At 47.8% G+C, this 23014-nt stretch carries 16 protein-coding genes; 4 read left to right on the forward strand and 12 right to left on the reverse strand.

The window, feature by feature from the left end; all coding sequences use genetic code 11:
• Positions 1 to 7: 7 nt before the first annotated feature.
• The gene (locus Q369_RS0117755) at positions 8 to 1366 is read right to left on the reverse strand and encodes an acyl-CoA dehydrogenase family protein (protein ID WP_031529128.1); all 1359 of its coding nucleotides are present in this window, start codon (positions 1364 to 1366) and stop codon (positions 8 to 10) included.
• 143 nt (positions 1367 to 1509) lie between these two features.
• Between Q369_RS0117755 and Q369_RS0117765 the strand changes: the two genes are divergently transcribed.
• Positions 1510 to 1716 carry a hypothetical protein gene (locus tag Q369_RS0117765; RefSeq protein WP_031529129.1) on the forward strand — a complete coding sequence of 69 codons (207 nt, stop codon included), beginning with the start codon at positions 1510 to 1512 and terminating at the stop codon, positions 1714 to 1716.
• Here Q369_RS0117765 and Q369_RS0117770 read toward each other — a convergent pair whose 3' ends face one another.
• The 11 genes from Q369_RS0117770 to Q369_RS0117825 form a co-directional block, all read right to left on the reverse strand.
• The gene (locus Q369_RS0117770) at positions 1717 to 3441 is read right to left on the reverse strand and encodes a glycoside hydrolase family 9 protein (protein ID WP_031529130.1); all 1725 of its coding nucleotides are present in this window, start codon (positions 3439 to 3441) and stop codon (positions 1717 to 1719) included.
• An 81-nt stretch (positions 3442 to 3522) separates the two neighbouring features.
• Positions 3523 to 3936 carry a Dabb family protein gene (locus tag Q369_RS0117775; RefSeq protein WP_031529131.1) on the reverse strand — a complete coding sequence of 138 codons (414 nt, stop codon included), beginning with the start codon at positions 3934 to 3936 and terminating at the stop codon, positions 3523 to 3525.
• 74 nt (positions 3937 to 4010) lie between these two features.
• A complete protein-coding gene (locus Q369_RS0117780) occupies positions 4011 to 4574 on the reverse strand; it encodes a DUF1697 domain-containing protein (protein ID WP_031529132.1) in 564 nt (187 codons plus the stop codon).
• Between the two features lie 189 nt (positions 4575 to 4763).
• On the reverse strand, positions 4764 to 5234 hold the full coding sequence (locus tag Q369_RS0117790; RefSeq protein WP_051664127.1) for a DUF6934 family protein: 471 nt from the start codon (positions 5232 to 5234) through the stop codon (positions 4764 to 4766).
• Between the two features lie 81 nt (positions 5235 to 5315).
• Complete coding sequence (locus tag Q369_RS0117795) at positions 5316 to 6356, reverse strand: DUF6807 domain-containing protein (RefSeq protein ID WP_035333674.1); 1041 nt, start codon at positions 6354 to 6356, stop codon at positions 5316 to 5318.
• 42 nt (positions 6357 to 6398) lie between these two features.
• Positions 6399 to 7739 carry a Gfo/Idh/MocA family protein gene (locus Q369_RS0117800; protein ID WP_031529135.1) on the reverse strand — a complete coding sequence of 447 codons (1341 nt, stop codon included), beginning with the start codon at positions 7737 to 7739 and terminating at the stop codon, positions 6399 to 6401.
• Positions 7740 to 7851: 112 nt separating this feature from the next.
• Positions 7852 to 9216 carry a 3-keto-disaccharide hydrolase gene (locus tag Q369_RS0117805; RefSeq protein ID WP_031529136.1) on the reverse strand — a complete coding sequence of 455 codons (1365 nt, stop codon included), beginning with the start codon at positions 9214 to 9216 and terminating at the stop codon, positions 7852 to 7854.
• 166 nt (positions 9217 to 9382) lie between these two features.
• The gene (locus Q369_RS0117810) at positions 9383 to 10288 is read right to left on the reverse strand and encodes a sugar phosphate isomerase/epimerase family protein (protein WP_031529137.1); all 906 of its coding nucleotides are present in this window, start codon (positions 10286 to 10288) and stop codon (positions 9383 to 9385) included.
• Between the two features lie 124 nt (positions 10289 to 10412).
• Positions 10413 to 12071 (reverse strand): RagB/SusD family nutrient uptake outer membrane protein, encoded by a 1659-nt coding sequence (locus Q369_RS0117815; RefSeq protein WP_031529138.1) that lies wholly within the window; start codon positions 12069 to 12071, stop codon positions 10413 to 10415.
• A gap of 37 nt (positions 12072 to 12108) precedes the next feature.
• A complete protein-coding gene (locus tag Q369_RS0117820; RefSeq protein ID WP_229206883.1) occupies positions 12109 to 15186 on the reverse strand; it encodes a SusC/RagA family TonB-linked outer membrane protein in 3078 nt (1025 codons plus the stop codon).
• Positions 15187 to 15689: 503 nt separating this feature from the next.
• Positions 15690 to 16076 (reverse strand): hypothetical protein, encoded by a 387-nt coding sequence (locus Q369_RS0117825; RefSeq protein WP_031529140.1) that lies wholly within the window; start codon positions 16074 to 16076, stop codon positions 15690 to 15692.
• 245 nt (positions 16077 to 16321) lie between these two features.
• Between Q369_RS0117825 and Q369_RS0117830 the strand changes: the two genes are divergently transcribed.
• From Q369_RS0117830 to alaS, 3 genes are all read left to right on the forward strand, one after another.
• The gene (locus Q369_RS0117830) at positions 16322 to 19489 is read left to right on the forward strand and encodes a glycoside hydrolase family 9 protein (RefSeq protein WP_051664128.1); all 3168 of its coding nucleotides are present in this window, start codon (positions 16322 to 16324) and stop codon (positions 19487 to 19489) included.
• Between the two features lie 109 nt (positions 19490 to 19598).
• Positions 19599 to 20174 (forward strand): RNA polymerase sigma factor, encoded by a 576-nt coding sequence (locus Q369_RS0117835; RefSeq protein ID WP_031529142.1) that lies wholly within the window; start codon positions 19599 to 19601, stop codon positions 20172 to 20174.
• Positions 20175 to 20189: 15 nt separating this feature from the next.
• Positions 20190 to 22850: an alanine--tRNA ligase gene (alaS, locus tag Q369_RS0117840; protein WP_031529143.1), complete on the forward strand. Its 2661-nt coding sequence runs from the start codon at positions 20190 to 20192 to the stop codon at positions 22848 to 22850.
• The last annotated feature ends 164 nt before the right edge of the window (positions 22851 to 23014 follow it).

Here is a 23014-nt window from a genome sequence, read left to right on the forward strand (position 1 = left end):
TCTGCAGTTATACAAAAGCACTCTCCCCCGTGATCGCCCTGCCGACAATCAGCGAGTTGATCTCCTTAGTGCCTTCATAGGAATAAATCGCTTCCGCATCAGCGACGAACCGCGCGATATCGTATTCGAGTAAAATGCCGTTTCCGCCAAAGAGCTCGCGGGCGTGATCCACAATGGAGCGCATTCGCAGGGTGCAGAACACCTTTGCCAAAGATGCGTGCTCGTCGGTAAGTACCCCGCCGTCCTGCAATTGAGAAAGCCTGAAAACCATCGTTTGCATTGCTGTGAGGTCTCCCAGCATGGTAACGAGCAGGTCCTGCACCAGCTGGAAACCTGCGATAGGGCGCCCAAACTGCTTCCTTTCCATGGTGTATTTTAATGCGAGCTCATACGCCCCGCGGCCGCAACCCACGGCCTGCCAAGCCACGCCAGCCCGCGTCATGCGGAGCACATTGGCTGTATCCTTAAAGGAATTCGCGTTTTGCAGCCTGTCCGACTCCTGGACTTTGCAGTCTGTCAGCGTGATCAATGCGTTCTGAACAGTACGCAGCGCCATTTTATCCTGCATTTTCTCCGCTTCGAAACCAGGATTATCTTTTTTAACAATAAATCCTTTTACCTGATTATCACCCAGGTCCCTTGCCCAGATAATCGTGATATCTGAAAATGTCGCGTTGCCGATCCATTTCTTCTGGCCATTGATCGTCCATTCATCTCCATTCCGCTGGCAGGTGGTAGTTAGTCCGCCAGCAACGCCGGAGCCAACTTCCGGCTCGGTCAGACCAAAGGCGCCGATCACCTCCATTTTTTGCATGATCGGTAGCCAGTACTGCTTTTGTTCTTCGGAACCGCAGAGATAAATTGAGCCCATTGCCAGGCCGCTGTGCACTCCGAAAAACGTTGAGATAGATGAATCAATTCGGGCCATTTCCATCGCGATAAAGCCTTCCAGCAATGCAGACCTCCCGGCGCAACCGTAACCTTTGTAGGTCAAACCGCAAATGTCCAGCTTGGCCATCAACGGGATAATGTGCATTGGAAATTGTGCATTGTTCCAATAGTGATTTGCTATCGGTTTGATTTCTGTCTCCATGAACTCGCGCACTTTCAGCTGGATCAGCTTTTCTTCGGGTTGCAGTGTCTCAGTCAGCTCATAAAAATCGCCATTAACCACAGGCGGCGCTTTTTTCTTGCCAGAACCAGCTTGCATGAATTTCAACATTTTCCCCAAATCCTCATCGCTCATTTTTGAAACCACCCCCATCAGCTGGTTGAGGTCAACTTCCCTGGAAAGTTTATTAAGTGCGGCAATGTCAATGTTTTGCAACAAGGTTCGGATCTGCGAAAATGAATCAAGCATACTCATAAGCTGGTTGTTTTGTAAATGGTTATTGAAGTATTCAGAATAAAGGTCCGCCGGGACGGAATCTATTTTATCCTTTTCAATTTTCGCGCCCCCGCGTATATGCAGGAACGAATTTTGCTATTTAATCAAAAAACAAACAGACTATGAACACGAAAGAAAAGGAAGACAATAAAGATATTGAAGGCAGCTCCCCTTCCCGCCCAGGCCCCAAAGGCCAGCAGAAGCACGAAGACGATAGTGCCAAGCCACAAAAAACAGTAAAAAAGGATGCTATTGAAGAGTCGGAAGAGGAAAATATGACGGATAAGAAGGGGTATAACGAAACACCGCCAACTGTACCCGTCAAATAATTACTTCTCCATTAAAGCCTCGATTGCTGCCGCCAGGTAAACCATTGGCGCATTCCAGTTGATCGCAATTTCGTTTGATGCGTACGAGCAATCGTCGTCCGTAAAGGATTCATCAGCAAATTTGCTGGTGTAGGTCGCACATTTATCCTGTTGCCCGGGATTGGGTCCTCCCGATAAAAGCCCGGGCACCGGGTCCGTGATCCCGTCAGCAATAGATGGGCGGTGATGTGGATGCATCACTCTTTTTGACCCAAAACCCGTGAGAAAACAGTAAGTAGTAGCATTCCTGCCCAACAGGTAATCGAGATTTCCCAATGCAGCGAACAGGTACTTTTTATCTTTCGTGAGCTTGAATGTATACAGCAATGCGATGCCCTGATTGGCTGCCACAGAGCTGCTGCCCCACGCATAGTCCTTTGCATTCTTACCCATTACCGTATTATACGGCTGTTTTTCAAGCTCTTGCAGCAGCTCGTCAGAGAATGCGGTAACGCTCTTTTTTACCGGATCCAAAATCGCTGCCTCAGTTTTCAGACTTTCCCCTGATCGCAGCAAAGTGTAATATCCCAGCGCCTGTACCATACTCCAAGTGGGCAGCGGCATCGGCGTGCCGGTTTTCAGGTCAATGTCTTTGAGATAGTCAGGTTTGCCCGTAGTCGCATACATTTCAGTCGCCGCCCAGAGCCACTCGTCGGCAGCGCTTCTGTCTCCGTAGGCTCCGGTCACTACGTCCGGATCGTACTTCTTATTGATTTCATTCTGATCATAGTAAACGTCGGGATGCTTTTTTGCCCATTCCCAGCCTTTCACAGCCGCCACCATGCAGGAGTCGGAAAGTCCAGGCAGCTTATTTTCGAAATTCTTGAATATACGACCGGCTTGCGCCATCACTGCGACGAAATCCAGGGTAGCTACCGTATTTTTCTGAACTACGTACCTGGGATTGTCGGCCGCATCAGGCATGATCATTCCGTCGAATCGTGGATTTGTCAGCTTGTGGTACACACCTCCGTGAGCCGGGTCCTGCATGGCTAGCATCCATCTCAGGTTATAGATCACTTCATCCAGCAAATCAGGGAGCGCATTGTTGCTTTCCGGAATGTTGGTATTAAAATTTTCAAAATAGAGTGGAAAATCCTCATACAGCGATAACAAAGTTCCCATTGTAATACCCGAGTTGACAACGTATTTATTGTAGTCACCGGCATCATACCAGCCTTTGGGAGCGCTGATTTCAAAATTTTCGGGTCTGCCTTCTGAGACTGCGGAAGGGTGAATAAGTACTTTGGTGTCCGGGTGCCCAGCAGGTCTCGCCCATTTTCCAGCATATTTTTCGGGTAAATCAACGGAGACGCGCTGAAAGTAGAAGCCTTTCAATGAAGCTTCCGCCACACTTCTGTGCACATTCTTTTTGATCTCAAACGGTGCGGACCTCGCCGATCCGGGGAGCGCGATCACATATTTGCCAGGCTTTACAAAACTTGTAAAATCCGCCGTTCTTGTCACTTTTCCTGAGTACTGGCTGGTACGAGGAGCTCCGAGCTTGCCTTTGAAAACAACTTTGCCCGAGCTTGCATTAAGCACTTCAAAGTGGGTATACTTCTCGCCCGCCACAATCGCCAGCTTGGGCCCATTCGGATAAAAGCCCACCTGATTGAGGCGGATATCAGCACTTACATTCTGAGCATGGAGAGGTATTGGGGTCTGCACAGCACAGAGAAGCATCGAGGCCGTGCAGATCTTGGACAAAAGCGTTTTTAACATAACGGGGCTGAAAGTTTTGAAACTAAAAGGCTTCTTTCGCACCTACCCTACTTTCTTCGGGCCGACTGAATCGTATACAACCACCTTTTCCCATAAATGAGAATACTCTTTGATAAAATCGAGGTGGATCGGGTGGGTCTGGTATATTTCCTCTTCGATGATATTTTTGAAAAAGCACATCCACGAAAATGTGTAGTCGCGCACGATCACGGAGCGGCTTGTTTCAGCGGGTTTTCCAATGTGCACATATTGAATGGTCGGCACTTTGGCGAGCTTATGCAAGCCTTCCAGCAGCTTGGCTTCATCCTGTGCATTGTTGGGATCTTTGAGGTAAAAGAAAACATGATGGATGAAAAGCTCTTTAATCCTTTCCGGCTCGGCTGCCAGAGGAGTTACAGATGCGAGGGTTGCCAGACCGGCGTTTTGTAAAAATTTCCGTCGTGAATTGTCTTTCATATTCTTTGAAAACTAAATGGCGATAATGCAGATTAGCTATCAAGAATACGACTTCTTCGGCCCTTATCAAAGTTCTAGGCTTGTACCTCCATTTCCTGCCCCAGCCGGACGAGCTCGGTTACAGTCTTCCAGTTCCGGGTGGTTGCAGTGACTTTCAGTTTATTTTCAAAGAAGTTATTAGTGAGTTTTGTGCGGCCATAACCTTCCGGACAGAAGATATAAATCATATTACCTGCTACGATAAATTCGTCAGGCAAAAACTTCCCGGGCTCAATTTTGGCCATTTTAGCGGGATCAGGAGCTTGATACAGAAATGTCGCGTGAAGCTTTGCAACATCCTCATTTCGCGCGTTGACAAATGGATTGTCGTTCAATACCGAAGTTAAAGTTTGCAAACTGACCACTATCGTTTCTACGTCCAGGTCAAGCACCCTTTTGATCGCGTTACTGATCTGCACTGCCAGCTCCGGCTCCGGGATTTTTGTAATGTTAAAAAGTACATTGCCGCTTTGTATATACGTCTTCACATTCTGACAACCAAGATCTGTAAAGAGCTGCGCCAAAACCGGCATCTTGATCATATTCTTCCCGCTCACATTAATCCCGCGGAGCATTGCAATGTAGGTTTTTTCAGGCATTTAGCTTTTGCTCTTATCGAATTTGAAAGGGTACTGCGCCAAAGTTTCTCGCATCTGAGTCAGCTTCTTTTCTAAATTCTTTTGCTCAGAGCTTGTTACCTGACTTTTGCCACCTGGCCGCCCATTTACCCTCTTCGTTTTGGTATTTGCAATTTCCATAATCCACTTGTTTGCCTAATTCAAATATAACTAAACTCTGCTGTATAAAATAAACGCTTGATAATTTGTTCCGATCTCAAAATCCGCCCAATGCGTTTCAACCGCTGGGTTGTCGTCCTGCTTCAATCCCTCTATTCTAAAATTCGTAGGCAGGTCTTTCAAATACTTCGCAATTCCCATTTGATACTTTCTAGTTCGTGAGGGCGTGCTTCCCTGTGCAAAGACGAAGGCTGCCGGATTCTGTTTCAGGAAGTGAAATGTGATGTTAGCAACAGTCGACAGCACTTTGTCAGCATCCTTGTTTTTCAGTTCAATTTTATCATCAATGTCTTCCAGATCAGAGTCCCAGCAACCGAATGCCAGATTGTAGAGCTCGTGGTGCCCTTCGTAGAGTTCTCTTGTAAAGATCACCCGCAGCTCGAATCTGCCACGTGGACCTTTGCTGTAAAACTTAAAAGTACAATCATTTAGCTGATTAACAGGATACCTCGGTAACTTCATGGTGGATTGTGTGCAGGTATATTCAACAAAAAAGCCCCGGCATAACCGGAGCTTCGAGTAGTTATTCCTGCAAGATAAATGCTATTCTGTCTTCGCGTAGGCGGCGGCCAGGTCATTCAAGGAAGCATCTTTCAAATGCTCGGAAGCAATTACCATGCGGTAACGGAATGTAGTTGACTCACCCTTTTTTAGTTTGAAATTGAGTACTTCCTTCCCGTCGCTTAATGCTTTCATTCCAAGCGGGTTTACAGCGAATAAGCCATACCCGCGCGCATGCCAGTAAGCAGGATAGCCTACGTTTTTGGGGTGATCAATGATTGCCACGCTGATATTTTCATCTTTGATCTTGCCAGTCAGGTTGCACCAGATTGCACGTTTTCCCCAAACCGCTTCCCCTTCAATCCCATTGCTATTGCGGTAGTTACCGGTAATTCCCTCATTGTTCATGACAGGTACCTTGGTTGCTATGCCGCTTGCATCGGTGAAAATCTCGGGTTTGTTGGAAGGCAGTTCCAGCTCACGCGCCACACGAATTGCGTACATTCCGTCTTTGATGTCGGGCATTGCCACTTCATCCAGGACAGCAGTCAGTGTAGTGCTGCGGTCGATTAAACGCTGATCGCCTTTGCCACTGAATGTGTACTTGGTAACTTCTTTCAAAGTCAGCGTTCCGTTTTTATCAACCCAATCAGCTGTGACTGTCAGTTCGCCTTTGTCTTTCCCGCTCTTTACCGAAGTAATCCCGGTATGAAGGATTGTACCGTATGCACGTTTTGCATGGTCTACCGCATCTGAATTGTTCCAGTAATCGTTCCCGTTCACATCTTCGTAATTCAGCCAGATACCCACATGATGCGGATGGTCCACCCGCTCGCCAGCCCGCGGATCGAGCGGCCAGCCTCTGGTAATCACCGTACCTTTCGCAGTATGAACAGGATAGAGAACTGCCTTTTTCAAGACGCTTTCTCCCGGATAGTAGTAAGAAGTAAAAGGTTTGCCGTCAATTTTCACCTCCACCTTCTTCTCCTTCTCATTCTTGATCAGATCAACCTTTTGTGCGCTCGCCGCCAGTGCAGTGAGCGACAGTGTGGCCAGTATTAAACCCGTGTTTTTAAATTTCACCGTAAATGCATTTAAGTTGTTGAAACCCAAACAGATCAATACCTAGCTTAAAACAATCTCCTTTTTCTTGTTATCCCAGCTTACGCGCTTGCCCGTATGCAAAGCCTGCGTTGCCATAATGTTGGCTACCGAGTGATTAAACCCAACGCGTGCAGGCGCATTTGACTCTTTGCGGCTGCGGATACATTCCATCCAGTTGCGCATGTGCAGGGAAGTCATCGGATCGGCCCCGGTATTGGCGTCTGTCGCGATTTTATCGCCTGTTTTCAAAGACATTTCCGGCAACAGGTTTGCCTCTAATCCCATCGATTTTGCATCTCTTGCCTTCAAGCCGCCTTCCGGTGTGATTTTGTTGGTATCGAGGTTGATCATACCGCCATTTGAATAGTAGTATTCTTTTACCCCGCCTGCTTCATTGTTAAAACGCGAAGAATAGATCACCTGGAATCCTTTGCTTTTATCATCAAATGGCCCATATTCGAAAGCAGCGCTGAATGTATCTACATTTGTGCGGCCGTCTTTCCAGGTATAAATCCCGCCATTTGCAACCACGTTCCTTGGTGCGTCCAGTCCCGAAAACCAGTGCACCGTATCAATCTGGTGCGCCATCCATTGTCCTGGGATACCCGATGAATATGGATAGAAAAGGCGGAATTCCAGGTAGTAACGCGGGTTCCACTCTACTTTCGGGCGGTTCATCAGGAAGCGCGCCCAGTCTGTATCTTCCTTTCTGATCTGTGACACGAGCTCTTTTCTTCTCCATCTGCCCGGCTGGTTTACATTCCAGGTCATTTCTACCGTAGTAATGTCGCCGAATTTGCCGGATTTGATATATTCATAAGCAGCCCAGTAATTGGGCGCGCTGCGGCGCTGTGAGCCTACCTGTACAATTTGCTTGGAGGCTTCCACCGCTTTCAATGCGACTTTGGCATCTTCCAGTGTTTCGGCAAACGGTTTTTCCACATACACGTCGCGACCGGATTTCACCGCTTCGGCGCAATGCAATGCATGCTGAAAATCGGCAGTACTGATAATCACCGCATCCACATCCTTCCGGCCGAGCAATTCCTCGTTATTACGCGCTTTCACGAATTCATTGGACACATTAGGCTTGCCTTTCATAAATGCTTCCGCCTCGTCGCGCCGACGGTTCCACAGATCGGAAACGCCCATAAACTCGAAATTTAATTCTTTGGCATGATCAGAAAAGCTGGGTGCCAGTGAGCTGCGGAAGCGGTCTGAAAACCCTATGATACCAACACGAACGCGGTCATTCGCACCAAGGATGCGACGGTAGCTGGCTGCACTGAATGCATTCGCACCTACGGCCACACCTGCGGATGCCAGTGCTGTATTTTTGAGAAAATCCCTTCTGGTTGTCATTTTATTAAGAGGTTAATTTGATTGTCAGATCCGATTGCGACGGCAATCAGTTGTAAATAGGACTTGTCAGATTATCTACTGTAATTTTCAATCTTTTTTAAACTGCACTTTATCAAAGCTCACGCACTTTCAAACTGCGGAAAGAAACATTGTCGCCATGATCCTGCAACAGCAGATTTCCCTGCTGCGACATGCCGAATCCTTCGAAATTTTTGAACTTAGAACTCATCACAAAATCCTTGAACTGCGGCGAGCCACGCACGTATTCCACTACTTTGTAGCCATTAAGAAAATGCTGCACGGTACCATCTTTTTGTACCACAATGCGGCCCTGGTTCCATTCTCCGATCTTCTTGACTGAATTCTTGGGTCTGTCGGCTGGTATCACATCGTAAAAAGAAGCAATTGTACGGTTCCCGTTTTTTCCCATTTTCGCATCAGGATGTTTTTCGTCATCGAGCACCTGGTACTCACATCCGATCCCCGACTTACCTTTCGAATTGAATTTCTGGTCTACAAAATACTTCACGCCGCTGTTTGCGCCTTCGGTCAGCTTGAACTCGAATTCAAATTCGAATGCCGGACCGTACAATTTTTTAGTGACGATGTCATTTCCGGTTTCCGATCCGTCGGATTTTGAAATGGTAATGGTACCATCATCGTAGGCCCACCGCTTGGAGGGGAAGTCTGTGCCGCCGTAAGAGCGCCATTGATCCGGTGACTTGCCGTCGTATAACAGTGACCAGCCCTGCGCCTTTTCCGCCGCATCCAATGCATTCGGGATCAGGTTTACAATGCGAATGTTAGAGGCGGGGCTTGGTTTCAGGTTTGTGGTTTGAATGCGGACATTCTTCCAACTCACCTGGGTACCTTCAAGATCTTTGCTTCCTATGGAATGCACTTGCAGACAAATGAAGCCGCTCGGTGTCATATCATCGATCACGTGCGCCACTGCCACGCCATTCAGGAAAGTGCGGATAGAATTTCCGATTGCCTCAATGCGGTATTTGTTCCATTGTTCTTTTTTAAATGCAGTTTTTGCATCCGGATTCAAGTCGAGCGGATAGAGCCAGCCGCGACGCGCTTCATCGTAAATTCCGGCTGAGTAAGCGCGGTCACTTGGGTCAATTTCCACCTGGTAACCGTGGACACGGCCATTCTGATAATCCGGCTTGGACAAGCTTCTGATCTGGATTCCGGAGTTCAGCTTGTTATCTACCTTCACATCTACTTCCAGGATAAAATCGCCGTAATCTTTCTCGGTGGTGAGAAAAGAGTTGGGCGTGCCCATGACAGATGTACCTACAATTGCTCCGTCTTTTACTTCGTATTTAGCTTGCCCATTCAGCTGTTTCCAGCCGGTCAGGTCTTTTCCATTGAAAAGATTCTGCCAGCCGCCTTTCGTTTTCTGGGAGAATGCCGGCGAAAATACCGCCAGCGACAGCAGCCCGATGATGGCAATTTTGATTTTTTTCATTTTAAACAAGAATGGTGATGTAATCAGGACAGACTAGAATAACGTCTTCCCGCTGTAAACATTTAAACGATTTATTTCAATAACTACCCTTACAAAATCAATTTGGACTAGCAAATGCCGCAAAGAAGCTCAGCCAGGGTCTTGAAAACTGAATTTCTTCATTGAATTACAATGGATATTTCAAATTTCCGGTAATATACTTTTTGTTGATCTCGGCACACACAAGTGGCGACTTTTCGGGATCCGGGACACCGTCAAGCTCAACGACAGCCCAACCTTTGAATTTGATTTTTTCAAGCGAAGCAAATACAGCCGGAACATCCACCCTGCCCTGCCCCAGCTCCACAAACTTATAGCCGTTTTTAGTCTCCGCTGGCTTGGTATCCTTCAAATGCAGTGAATGCAGAATGGTTTTGTATTTGACAACTGCATCCTGCGGCTCGCCGCCTCCCTGTTTGTAATGCGCAATATCGAGCAGCAATTTGATGTAGCGCGGGTCCATTGCCTGCACAATCACGTCCACTTCTTCCGGGGTTTCGCCAAGCTGGTTCATGTGGTTGTGGTAAACAGCCTGCACACCCAGATCTGCCGTTTGCTTACCGATCTCATTCATTACCTCCGCCAGCTTCTTCAACTCCTCCGTAGTCGGGAGCCTGTCTTTCGGGCGCAGGCTGTTGGTCAGCTGCAATGCATTTCCGCCCAGCGCCTTCACAAAGCTGGCGTGCGCCACGTGCGTATCGATGGTACTTTGCAACTTCGCTGGATCAGTTTCTACATTGCCACTGGAAAACATCGCCAGTGTCAGGTTGTTTTTTTCCAGAAGCGCTTTCAGCTCCGAAGGTTTGTTGCGGTAAGGCCCGAAGGTATTGGCGCGCAGCTGGATTCCACGGAAGCCAAGACCTGCCAGCTCGGTGATTGCCTGCTCGTCTTTTCCGCCCCAGGTAATGGAAGAATACGCGATCCTGATATCGCCTTTTTTCAGCAGGCATTCAGCCCGGGAGCTGGCCGACAGCAAGGTTGCGGCGGCTATTCCCGCGGTTTTGATGAAATCGCGGCGGTTTGTAGCATTCATGATCTAATATTTGGTCAATGTCGGTTCACATTCATAGACTGTATAAAGAAAGAAAGCCCCTGAACCAGGGACTTTCCTCTTTGATCTTGCATTAAATTATAGGCTGCATTCAAATACTAGTCCCTCAATATCCAGGATTTTGCGGGTATGCAGAAGGTCCGCCTGCTGTACGGTCAATCTGATCCTGTGGAATGGGGCGCAGGTTGTGGAACTCTTTGATATTGGCAGCACCGTCAGGATTGTGCAGCTTTACGCGCTCCACCAGGTTACCCCAACGTTTCAGGTCGAACCAGCGGAACATTTCTCCTGCCAGCTCGCGCTCGCGTTCTTCCATGATGAAGTCCATTGTTGCTTTTGCAGGCGTAATTTCCATTGCAGCTTCTTTACCGGGCCACGCGGCGCGGCGGCGTACTACATTGATGTGCTCGGCAGCTTCCGCATTTTTGCCCTGACGAATCAGTGCCTCCGCGGCAATCAAATGCGTTTCCGCCAAGCGGAACATCAAAAAGTCGCGGCTTCCCTGCTCGTAAGTCCTGTCGGGACGAAGTGCATCGAGGAACTTCCGCAGTACCGGGAACAAATTCGCCTTGTACAAGCTAGGTGTAAGTACCTGGTACGGTCGCTTCGCACGCTCGGCTTCCGACATTTCGTAGCCGGGAATGAAGATCGTTGTATCGCCGGCGGCAAATGTCAGCTCCTTCTTCGAGGTGTCGAAAAGGTTGGTATACTTACCTGGTTTGTTGCTCAGCCAGGTGTCTTTGAAAGTCTTTTTGTAACGAGAATCATTCACGCGATCAGCTGGTGCAAAAACGGTTTCCAACATGTAAGTAGTTGGTTTAAAGCGTTTGAACGGACGACCGTTTTCGGTATCCCGCTGCATTCCTGCCTGGGTATCGTATTCCATCCCGAAATAGAGGTGGGTACGGTTACCAATTCCATTTGTCAATGGATCGGAAGTATACTGCGTCGCGAAAATCACTTCATTATTGATCTCGCCTCCGCCTTGTACCCAAACACTTGCAAAATCAGGCAGCAGGGAGAACGAATAATTTTTGATCACATTCTGTGCGTAAGTTGCCGCTTTCACGAAATCATCCGCTGCTTTGGCCTCCGATGTGCCTTTCGTGAGGTAAACCCTCGCCAGCAAATGCTCCGTCGCCGCCTTAGTAACCCGGCCGTAATCCGAAGTTGCCAGTCCCAGGTCAGGCAATGCAGATTCAAGATCGGAGATGATCTGCGCGTAAATCTCCGGAACCGGCGCACGTGTGAATTCTTTGTTAGCTACCAGATTACCCTTTGTAACAAGAGAAACGGGACCAAACATTTGAACCAAAATAAAATAATGGTGCGCTCTCAAAAATTTTACCTCGGCCACGCGGCGCTTCACAAGAGCCGGATCCAGACCGGTAATATTCGGCGATACATCAATGACAATATTAGCCGTATTGATTGCCGGATAAAAGGCGTTCCAGATTGCATTGGTCACCCCTAGCCTCCCGTCGATCTGCGAGGTGTATTGGTTCACAAACTTAAAAGAACCGTCGGCGCCCATTGTATAAGTATCTGTTCCGAAAATACTTAATGTCATCGCATCCTCAGTTCCATAGTAGTTGCGCAGCGAAGAATACACGCCTTTTACCGCCGCTTCAAAGCCAGCCGGCGTATTGATGTATTCGCTGCCTACCTGCGAGACCGGAGTCTCTTCCAGCAGGTCGCTGCAAGATTGGCTTCCCAATAACAGCGTAGCAGCCAGCAATATTTTAAATCGAAATAATACCTTCATATCTATAATGATTATAATAGTAAGCGACTAGTTGAACTTAGATTTTCAGGTTAATACCAAATGTAATCTGTCTAACAGCCGGTGTCTGGTCAGCGTTGATATCCCCGTCCGTTTCGTTGTCGATCCCTTTATATTTAGTCCTGTATTCTGAGAAGATAAATGGCTGCTGGGCGCTCATGAACACACGCAGACTGCCGATTCTCATTTTCTCCGTCAGCTTGGACGGGAAATTGTATCCCAGGTTGATGTTACGCACTTTAATGAATGTACCGTCAAAATAAAGTACTGTCGAGCGGAACGGAGGAAACTCCTGGCTTTGGTTTGGTCTTGGAAATTCGTTAGTAGGGTTTTCCGGAGTCCAGTAATCAATGTCCAGGTTGTTATAGCGGCCTGCCAATGTCATATTGTCCTGGTGGAACAAGCTGCGGAACATACTTCCGAATCTCGCGAAAACGAAGATCGACAAATCAAATCCTTTGAACTCGAAACGGTTGGTCATACCTGCGGAAAACTTAGGTACCTGCGAGCCCAGGATCACGCGGTCAAATGGATCGATTTTCCCGTCCCCATTTGTATCCTGGATCTTGATCTGACCGGGCGCACTCTGGTATTTCTTAGCCTCTTCTACCTCGTTTAACTGCCAGATACCAATTTTTTTGTAGTCAAAATAAGCGGTAAGCGGCTGCCCGATGAATCTTGCATTGCCGATATCGTCCACTTTTCCATTAAAGAGTTCAAGAATTTTCTCTTTGTTTTTTGTCAACTGAAAATCGGTATTCCAGCGAAGTCCATTTGGTGCATCCACATTCACAGTCGAGAGTGTTAGTTCTATACCTGTGTTGCGGGTACTTCCGACATTACGACGAACCTGGCTGAAACCGCTTGTGATAGGAAGCTGATCGAGCAAAAGCAGGTCTTTCGTATCTGCCTGGTAGTATTCCAAAGAACCAGAAACCCGGCCTTTGAACACACTGAAATCAAGGCCGACGTTGGCGGTAGTGGTAGTTTCCCATTTCAGCAGGGAGTTACCCAGTGAACCCGGTGCATAACCGAAGCCCGCAGCTGTACCGAATGCATAGGAAGTCCTGCTCAACAATGCCTGGGTTTGATATGGATCAATGGCCGTATTACCGGTAGAACCGTAGCTGGCGCGAAGTTTCAATTCATCCACCCAGTTTACATTTTTCAAAAGAGGCTCATTGCTGATATTCCAGCCCAATGCAACCGACGGGAAAAATCCGTATTTCGTATCCGCGCCGAATCGGGAAGATCCATCGTACCGGCCTGTTACTGTAAGCAGATATTTTTCGTTAAAATCATAATTGATACGCGCCATGTAGGAGTTCAGCACCCATTTCCACAATTCAGATCCTACTCCATTGACAATGGATGCCTGCCCCAGATTGTAAAACTGCTGCGATTCTGCGGGTACTCCGGTTACACTGAACTGGTTTCTTTCAAGATCGTCTTTCTGTACCGAATGTAGCAGCGTCACGCCCAGGTTGTGCTTACCTGCAAGCTGCTTGTTATACATCAGGATGTTCTCTAATGTATAGTTGAACTGGTACTCATTGAACTGAAAACCGGTCGGATCTCCGCCCCGCCTTGCATTGGTCTGGCTGCCCACGAATCGGCCGACACGGCGGTTGTTCAAGTCAGGCCCGAAATTGACGCGGTACTTCAACCCTTCCAGGATTGTCCATTCTCCGTAGATACTATTGAAGATCCGGAAACGCTTGGTCAGATCGACCTGCGCTCCTGGTATGATCTCAGCAATCGGGTTGGTTCTCAAACCGTCGGTCGTTGGCAGGAAGATCAATTTCCCATTGTCGTCGTAAGGCTTACCGAGTGGGTTTTCGGCCAGCGCACCGCCGAATGGGTTGAAGTTCTCTCCGTTTCTGGTACTGTATACACCCAATGTAGAAGTCCCGATTTTGATCCTCTTGCTGATCTGGTGATCGAGGTTAATGCGGAAAGTGTAGCGCGTAAAGTCCTGATTGTAGATAATCCCCTTATCATTGAAATAGTTACCTGAAATCGAAAACTGGGTCTTCTCATTTCCACCCTGCAAACCAACCTGGTGACTTTGAATGTGGCCCGGGCGCAGCAGGTAAGACTGATAATCAGTTGTACGGTTGTTCTTGATACCATCCAATTCAATGGGCTCAAACAATTTCGCATCCGCCTCCGCAGTTGCCGGTCCGGCCGGGTAAAGTGGCAGACCAGTCTTAGCGTCAATCACTGCTCTTCTGGATTCGCGCTTGTACTCCGCGAACTCAGGACCATTCATTACATCAATTTTCCCAAGCTCTTTGGAAGAACCGTAGTAACCGTCGTAACTCACAACTGTTTTGCCTGGCTTACCGCGTTTGGTAGTGATCAGTACTACGCCATTTGAACCGCGTGAACCATAGATTGCGGTCGCAGAAGCATCTTTCAAAACTTCCATCGAGGCGATATCATTTGGGTTGAAATCGTCGATATTACCTGCCAGCGGGATTCCGTCCACTACATACAACGGATCATTGGAAGCATTGATCGATCTTCTACCGCGTATCCTCACCGTGGGTCCGGCACCAGGTTTGCTGCTGGCTTGTACCACATCCACTCCCGCCGCCCGGCCTTGCAAAGCCTGACGCGCATTCGTTATAGGTAACTCTCCGATTTCTTTCGATCCGACCGACGAAATCGCGCCGGTTGTCTGACTTTTCTTCTGAGTTCCGTAACCTACCACGACCACTTCTCCCAGCGTTTTCAGATCACTTGCGAGCACGATATCGACCACGCTTCTGTTACCCACTGCAACTTCCTGCGTCACAAATCCCACAGCAGAAAACACGAGCACCCCACCATCGTCGGGCACATCGATCTTAAATGTTCCATCTGCGTCGGTATTGGTACCGTTGCGACTACCTTTTAAAACCACCGATACTCCGGGAATGGGGATATTGTCTTCTGCCGCCAGGATTTTCCCGGTTACGGTGCGATCGATTGCCGCGACCACTTTTTCCGCAGGCCGCACGGCAAGCGCCTGGCCAGTAAAGCCAGTAACAATGATACCCATCATTGTTAGCTTCCTAAGTATCTGACCAACAGTTGTAAAGTTTTTTTTCATACGCTTACATGATTTTTCATTAAGGTTTATTTAAATAATTAATCGACGGTTTTCCGGCACAATACCCCTACAAGAAAAAGTAAATTTTTTCTTGAAATATTTATTTAATATAAACAGGTGGTGACTTGTAAGGATTCAGGATACTTGGGGCGGAGATCTTTGAGTGCACTTTTGAACAATTTTAATAACCATATTTTTTAAACTTAAAGTACAATCTGAAACTCAGCATCAGGATAGAGATAAGGCAAGAAAAACGGAAATAATCAGGGAAGTTTATTTATGCAATCGTTGTCGGGAACGTTGTCAAGATAGACATTTACAAATGTTTTATTGTAAAATTTTACCATATAGTACAAAAATATATACATATAATCCCGAAAGTTAATGTACATAAATTGAACTATTTCAAGAAATAGTTTTAAAAGAAGAGATCAGATAGTATGCTCGCGCTTGGGAAAAGCTGCTATTTACGAAGCTGCTTACCAGGGAGAGACTTGATGTGCTTAGCGGCTGCTAAAAATGAAGTAGAATAAAAAAAAAAGAAAGGTCACAGACATCAGGATCAGAATGATGCTTCTTGCAATGGAGTTACTACCTGAAATTTCTCCGGTAGATTTTTTTGCTTCACGATCACTGATCATATCCAGAGAGCTGCGAATTCTTCCCCAGATGGAATTCACTTCCTGGCTGGTAAGTGACTCCGGCTTCCAGTCCGACGCGATGAGTACCAGCTCCCGCGCCTTTTCCACAGTTTCCTGCCTGGATGGATACTTGATAATCCAGTTTTCCCAGAACGAACGAATAGCCTGGTCATCCGGGAAACGCACCCAGCGAATGAAGAGGTTTTCCATCGCCAACTCCTCAGCCGATAACTCTGAAAACGGTTTCATTTTTGCAGCGCGTTAAGGTTTACAGCTTTTCAAAAATTAAATCAACGCAATGCGTCTGTATTAATTCTCTGTTAAGCTTTTGATCAAAAAAGAGGCCCGTCAGCTGTTTATACTCACTGCAAAACGGTCTTCTGCTACCAACCTGGACTAAACGCTCGCCAAAACCGCGCAAACTTTTTCCCGCTAAAACATATATCCTGCCGCGGTTGTCAGTCATAGCATTGATTGCACCAACCAGCAGGCTTATGAGACAGCTACTTCATTCAATTATTGTGGTTTTAGTGTTGCAGCAAGCGGCAGCAGCACAGAACAAGTTACTTTGGAACGGAGAAAATACCGGAACCACCAATTGTACCACAGCTTACGGCTCGATACTGTCGGGCCCGGACGCGCACGAAGGCGATTATTACTTCCGGGCAGAACCCGACAATTCGCATTCTCCCCGCATTGCATTCAATTGTACTGGCATGTGGCGGGCTGATATTTCGAGGTTTGACGAGCTCCGCTTTTTTATCAAATCCAGCAAACCCGGACAAACCACTTCCATTCGCTTTACCACGTATTTCGCCAAGGGAAATTGGGTAGACTTGCAGCCGTACCTGCAGGGGGGCGGAGCTATCGGTACTGATTACCAGGAGGTAATAGTTCCGTTGAAAGCCCTGAAAACAGAAACTTACAATCTGGGCTCCATTGAATTTCTTGAATTCGGGACTTCGGCCGCTCAGGTGATGTTTTATGTGGATGATATCTCCCTTCGCGACCAAACACCGCCCAAGATTACATTTGAGCCCGTATCAAACCAGGTCGCCAAACTCCACATCAGCGAGCGACCGGACAAGGAAACGTGCTACACTTTAACGAATTACAGCATCAGCAGCCCCACAGATCCGGATTATCAAAGCGCTGCACATCCTGTCAAAATAGGCCGACATTCGTTTGTGACGGCGCTGGCGCCACAGTCGGGAAGTGCGATCGTACAGCATGAGCTGTTTCTGATTTTCGACAAACCGCTGACCAATGGCGCTGCTTACACCTTGCAGGTTTCAGAGCTCAGAGATCCTGCCGGTAACACAGGCACATTCGACACCACATTCACATTTTCGGATCATGTAGCTCTGGGAAACGTGAAGGTGAATCAGGTCGGATATCTGCCGAATAGCCCAAAGCTGGCTAGGTTCGGCAATTTCCTGGGCGATGCAGGGCCGCTTTCCATTGATACCATGAGCCCGCCCGGTTTTAAGATTTTTAATGAGCAAGACGAAGTTGTTTTTGAAGGAGCTAGTAATTTCCTGAAAATCGACCCACTTTTTAGCGGAGAAATGGTCTTTGAGCTTGATTTTTCCTCATTCACTACACCCGGAAAATACTATATATATGTTGCTGGTCTGGGCAGGTCAGAAAGTTTCGAGATCAAGCCGGATATTTACAATGAAACCTACTTTCATACCGCCCGCGGGCTTTTCTTTCAGAGAGCCGGCACGCTGAATCAGGCAAATGCAGGAGAATGGGCGAGAAATGGTCTGCCAGGCGGGGAAGCTGAGATACATGCAAGCCACATTAATTCCCCGCTTTACAGCGACACAGATTTCGCCCCCGGAACAAAAATCCCGATGCAGGGCGGCTGGCTCGATGCGGGTGATTATGGCAGGTACGTACCTACTGCCGCCAGCGCGGTGTTCGCCCTATTTACTGCATTTGAACTGTATCCGGAAAAATTCCCTGATTCCCACCTCAACATTCCTGAAAGCGGAAACCAGATCCCAGACATACTGGATGAAGCTAAATACGAGCTCGATTGGCTGAAACAAATGCAGGCGCCTGACGGCGGCGTTTACTTCCGGGTTACACCAGCGCTATGGTCGACCGGGCTGCCTGAACAGGAGACGAAGACGCTTTTTGTTTCTGAGAAAACGACACAATCAACTGCGATGTTCGCTGCTGTAATGGCGATGGCTTACCGGAACCTGAAAAAGTTCTTTCCGGTGTATGCAGATTCCTGTCTTGAAAGGGCCACCAAAGCCTGGGCCTTTTTGGCAGCGCATCCGCAGGCGTCAGCGCCAGTGAGCGTTCCAGGCATTTCAGCCGGCCCCTACCCTGATCCCGAAGATCGTGACAACCGCGCCTGGGCTGCTGCGGAATTATACAAAGCAACGGGCCAGGTAGGCTACAATGCAGATTTCCTGAGCCTTTACAGCCAGATACCACACGAGTTTCACGCAACAATGAGCTGGCAGCAGCATACCATGAAAGCCGCGTGGGCTTATGCAACCACGAAGTTTGCGACGGATGGGACGATTGTCGCAGAGTTCAAAGAAAAGCTGGAAACGGAAGTTTTGGCCAGCTACTACGACCGTACCATGAACATTCACGCGTACCGAGGCGCTTACCATCCTTTTAAGAATTATATAGGCTACGGTACATTCGGAATGGCGCAGAGCTATGCATTTGATTACATCATGTTCAGCTATTTACTTCAAAAACCTGAACTGCTGGACCTTGCCAAAATACAGATCGACATTCCGTTAGGCAACAATCCATTGTCCAAAACCTTTATTACAGGCGCTGGCAAGAATACCCCACGCGCTCCGCTGCATTGGTCAACCATCACAAGCCAGTTTGCAGCGCCCGTGCCCGGCGTACCTGTTTTCGGACCGGCAGCCTCGCTGGTGATGAACCGGCCTTCGAGCTTCGCAATCCAGGATTCGTTGAACAGGTACCCTTATGGATTCAAAAAAGAAGATCCTTATCCAGTTTTACGCAGGTATACCGATGCGCGGGAAGCAGTTGAGATGTCGGAATTTACGGTACAGGAAATGGCGGTAACCGCCGCTGTCTTTGCGTTTTTCAGTTCTGTGGTAAATGGCGCGCTGCCTGTGCGGCTGCTCAGCTTTCATGTACGTTCAAAGAATTGCCAGACTAACCTGGAATGGGTGACGGCCGAAGAAGCGAATGCAGATTACTTTGCAGTCGAGCGAAGCGCCGACTCCCGGCACTTTACGGAGATTGGAAAGGTAAAGGCAGCCGGGGAAAGCAGCAAGAACCTGACCTACCGATTTGCGGATCCTGAGCCTGAGCGACAAAATTACTATCGTCTCAAACAGGTTGACTTCGATGGAAAAACAACCATTTCGGCAATCCGCTTCTCCGCGCAGCGATGCGATCCGAAGTTCGAGCTTGCCTATGTGGAACGCAGCGTTTTCAAGCTTAATGCACAACCGTCAGAAAACAGCAAGAGTGATTTACTGACGGGCACCCTATACGACATTTCAGGGGCTAAAAGGCATTCATTCAAAGTAAATCCGACAGGCTCAACCTACTTTCAGGGCAATGCATTACATCCCGGTATTTACATTTTAAAGGTTCAAAATGGAGCGCAAGAGCCCGTCTTTACCGAAAAATTAATTATATACTAATCTTGCACATTGGCCAATACCATAAAATAATCCATGGTTCCATTCGCAATTCCTGCATGATCAGCCAGTCAGATTTGTACCTAATTTGACCCGGCACACTAAACTCATCATGGACTTGCATCACGAATCAGACCTTTGCGAGGAAACACTTCTGGAGTTGGTAAAAGCAGACAGCAGTTCTGCTTTTACAGCTTTCTACATCGCTTATCACGACAAGATCTTCGGCTATGCGCATAAGCTTACCCAGTCGAGAGAGCAGGCGCAGGATATTGCGCAGGATGTCTTTTTAAAAATGTGGGAGAACAAGAAGAGCCTCTCGAAAGTAAAACATGTAAAAAGGTATTTGTACACGATCTGCCGAAACACCTCGCTGACCATGCAGACGCGTGCCGCGTGCGAGCAGCGGATTAAAGAACAGCTGGGAGCTGAAATCCAACCGTTTTACGCAGAAGTTGAACAATCGCCGCGCAATGAAAAACAGGAGCTGCTGCTAAAACTGGCCATTAAGCAGCTGCCTCCGCGGCGGCGGCGCATTTTCTGGCTTTGTAAAATAGAGGGAAAAAGTCACCGCGAGGTCGCCGGAGAACTGGGTGTGAGCACTGGTACAATCAATGATCATATCGTGAAAGCGACGAGGGCAATCCGTAAATTTATTTACCTTTGCGGCTCATTTCAGGAGACTTAGTACAACAATTATACAATGACCTCGCATCAAATACGTCAGGCTTTTCTCGATTTTTTCCGCAGTAAGCAACACCTCATCGTGCCTTCGGCTCCATTGGTAGCCAAAAATGATCCCACGCTGATGTTCAACAACTCGGGAATGGCGCAGTTTAAAGACTTTTTTTTAGGGAATGGAACACCGCCTTCCAGGAGAATTGCCGACACGCAGAAATGCTTGCGTGTATCCGGTAAACACAATGACTTGGAGGACGTTGGCTTCGATACCTATCATCACACCATGTTCGAAATGCTCGGAAACTGGTCGTTTGGTGATTATTTCAAAAAAGAGGCGATCGCCTGGGCGTGGGAGCTTTTGACAGAGGTCTACAAGCTGCCGAAAGACAGGCTGTATGTTTCCGTTTTCGAAGGCGATGCAAGTGATGGTGTGCCTTTCGATCAGGAAGCGTGGGATTTGTGGAAGGGCATTGTTGGTGAGGATCGCATTATTCTCGGTAACAAAAAAGATAACTTCTGGGAAATGGGCGATACCGGTCCCTGCGGTCCGTGCTCCGAAATTCACGTTGATTTAAGAAGTCCTGCAGAAGTTGCAGAGGTTTCGGGTAAGTTGCTGGTTAACAATGACCATCCGCAGGTTGTCGAGATATGGAACCTGGTATTCATGCAATTCGAGCGAAAAGCCGACGGTTCTTTGATTCCGCTTCCTGCCACGCACGTCGATACCGGAATGGGCTTCGAGCGGCTTTGCATGGCGATCCAGCAAAAAACTTCCAATTACGATACTGACGTTTTCCAGAATACCATTCAGGTTTTGGAAACACTTTCAGGCAAAAAGTACGGATCAGGTGAAGAGCCTTTTGCGGATATTGCCATGCGCGTGATTTCAGATCACATTCGCGCAGTCGCATTTGCGATTACCGACGGCCAGCTACCTTCCAATGTGAAGGCTGGCTACGTAATCCGCAGGATCCTGCGCCGCGCAGTTCGCTACGGATACTCCTATCTCGGCTTTCAGGAGCCATTTTTCTACAAGCTGGTCGCAGTGCTGGCCGATCAGTTTAAGGATGTTTTTACCGAACTGAAAGCACAGGAAGAATTTGTGGCAAAGGTGATTTTGGAAGAAGAAAAAAGCTTCCTGCGTACACTTGAATCCGGGTTGAAAAGACTGGATTCGATCACGGCTACATTGAAAGGCAAAGGAATTAACACAATACCGGGCGACGAGGTTTTTGAATTGAGCGACACATTCGGTTTCCCTGTTGACCTTACTGCATTGATCGCGAGAGAAAAAGGCTTGCTGATCGACGAAGCAGGATTTCAGGAGGCGCTGGCAGAACAGAAAAAACGATCGCGCCAGGATGCCGCCAAAGAAGCTACGGACTGGATTGAAGTAAGAGAAGCTGACGGCATTGAATTCCTGGGTTACGATTTTGAAGAAACCCACAGCCACATTGTCAAATACAGAAAAGTAAAGACCAAAACAGGCGAAGAATACCACATTGTATTGGATCGCACTCCTTTTTACGCCGAAATGGGCGGGCAGGTTGGAGATACCGGCGTAATTCTGGTAAATGGAGGGGAGATAGCGAATGGAGGAAAAACCATCCGAATCGTTGATACCAAGAAGGAAAACGATCTTTTTGTTCACATTTCACGTGACAAGCAACTGGATGAGATTTTGCAGAATGCGGGTATTGTGACCGCGAGAATTGACACTGGCCGCCGCGCGAAAATAGAATCAAACCATTCGGCGACGCACTTGATGTTGTCGGCGATGCGGGAGGTGCTTGGCTCGCATGTAGGTCAGAAAGGATCTTTCCTGAACGATGAAGTATTGCGATTTGACTTTTCGCATTTCACGAAAGTAACTGACGAAGAACTCGCGAAAATTGAGGATCGCGTTAATGAAAAGATCCGAGAAAATATCGCGTTGGAAGAGCGCCGCAACGTACCGATCCAGCAAGCGCTGAATGAAGGCGCTACTGCTACATTCGGAGAAAAATATGGTGATTTTGTTCGATTGATCATCTTTGATCCAAGCTATTCTTTTGAGCTGTGCGGTGGTACGCACGTACCATCTACCGGTCAGATCGGTGTATTTAAGTTTGTTTCCGAAGGATCAGTTTCAGCGGGTGTTCGCCGGGTGGAAGCTGTTACTGGCGAAAAAGCACTGGAACTGCTGCGTGCGCAAGAGGCTGTTTTGACTAAAATCAAAGACCTGCTGAAAAATCCAACCGACCTGGTTAAAGCGGTGGAAAGCCTGATTGACGAGCGTACTGCATTACAGAAAAAAATTACCTATCTCGAAAACGAGAAGATACAGTCGCTTAAAGCTGCGTTGATTGAGAACATGGAGACGCACAGGACATTTAACCTGATTGTAGAAAAGGTAAGCGTACCATCAGCTGACTCATTGAAGCAGCTTTCGTACGAGCTCCGCGACCAGGTTGAAAATCTGATTGCTGTTTTCGGTGCGGAGATCGGCGGCAAACCTCAGCTTTCAGTGTTTATTGCTGAAAATATTGTGCAGGAAACCGGGTTAAATGCAGGTAAGATTGTGAAAGAGCTGGCGCAGGAAATTCGCGGCGGCGGCGGCGGTCAGCCGTTTTTTGCAACTGCCGGCGGATCAGACGCTTCCGGCCTTGACAATGCACTTGCAAAAGCAAAAGGTCTGTTTTAAAAAGTATCAACACATAAAATGCAAAAGAGCGGATCTGGTTAGATACCGCTCTTTTTTTTGCAGCGTGTCTTTACGCAACGTTGAGTATAAATCTTATGTTTTGAGCTGCCCGCGTATTTCTCCTGCTGGTTATTCTCATTATAACAAAAATGATACCCCCGCCT

Origin of the sequence: Dyadobacter crusticola DSM 16708, from assembly GCF_000701505.1 — a bacterium.
GTDB lineage: Bacteria > Bacteroidota > Bacteroidia > Cytophagales > Spirosomataceae > Dyadobacter > Dyadobacter crusticola.

What these genes read in the sequence shown, in the direction of transcription:
- Q369_RS0117825 (WP_031529140.1), bottom strand. Translation starts at nt 16,076, where the DNA reads ATGAAACCGTTTTCAGAGTTATCGGCTGAGGAGTTGGCGATGGAAAAC.
- Q369_RS0117835 (WP_031529142.1), top strand. Translation starts at nt 19,599, where the DNA reads ATGGACTTGCATCACGAATCAGACCTTTGCGAGGAAACACTTCTGGAG.
- Q369_RS0117820 (WP_229206883.1), bottom strand. Translation starts at nt 15,186, where the DNA reads ATGAAAAAAAACTTTACAACTGTTGGTCAGATACTTAGGAAGCTAACA.
- Q369_RS0117765 (WP_031529129.1), top strand. Translation starts at nt 1,510, where the DNA reads ATGAACACGAAAGAAAAGGAAGACAATAAAGATATTGAAGGCAGCTCC.
- Q369_RS0117770 (WP_031529130.1), bottom strand. Translation starts at nt 3,441, where the DNA reads ATGCTTCTCTGTGCTGTGCAGACCCCAATACCTCTCCATGCTCAGAAT.
- Q369_RS0117815 (WP_031529138.1), bottom strand. Translation starts at nt 12,071, where the DNA reads ATGAAGGTATTATTTCGATTTAAAATATTGCTGGCTGCTACGCTGTTA.
- Q369_RS0117790 (WP_051664127.1), bottom strand. Translation starts at nt 5,234, where the DNA reads ATGAAGTTACCGAGGTATCCTGTTAATCAGCTAAATGATTGTACTTTT.
- Q369_RS0117755 (WP_031529128.1), bottom strand. Translation starts at nt 1,366, where the DNA reads ATGAGTATGCTTGATTCATTTTCGCAGATCCGAACCTTGTTGCAAAAC.
- Q369_RS0117805 (WP_031529136.1), bottom strand. Translation starts at nt 9,216, where the DNA reads ATGAAAAAAATCAAAATTGCCATCATCGGGCTGCTGTCGCTGGCGGTA.
- Q369_RS0117830 (WP_051664128.1), top strand. Translation starts at nt 16,322, where the DNA reads ATGAGACAGCTACTTCATTCAATTATTGTGGTTTTAGTGTTGCAGCAA.
- Q369_RS0117800 (WP_031529135.1), bottom strand. Translation starts at nt 7,739, where the DNA reads ATGACAACCAGAAGGGATTTTCTCAAAAATACAGCACTGGCATCCGCA.
- Q369_RS0117775 (WP_031529131.1), bottom strand. Translation starts at nt 3,936, where the DNA reads ATGAAAGACAATTCACGACGGAAATTTTTACAAAACGCCGGTCTGGCA.
- Q369_RS0117810 (WP_031529137.1), bottom strand. Translation starts at nt 10,288, where the DNA reads ATGAATGCTACAAACCGCCGCGATTTCATCAAAACCGCGGGAATAGCC.
- alaS (WP_031529143.1), top strand. Translation starts at nt 20,190, where the DNA reads ATGACCTCGCATCAAATACGTCAGGCTTTTCTCGATTTTTTCCGCAGT.
- Q369_RS0117780 (WP_031529132.1), bottom strand. Translation starts at nt 4,574, where the DNA reads ATGCCTGAAAAAACCTACATTGCAATGCTCCGCGGGATTAATGTGAGC.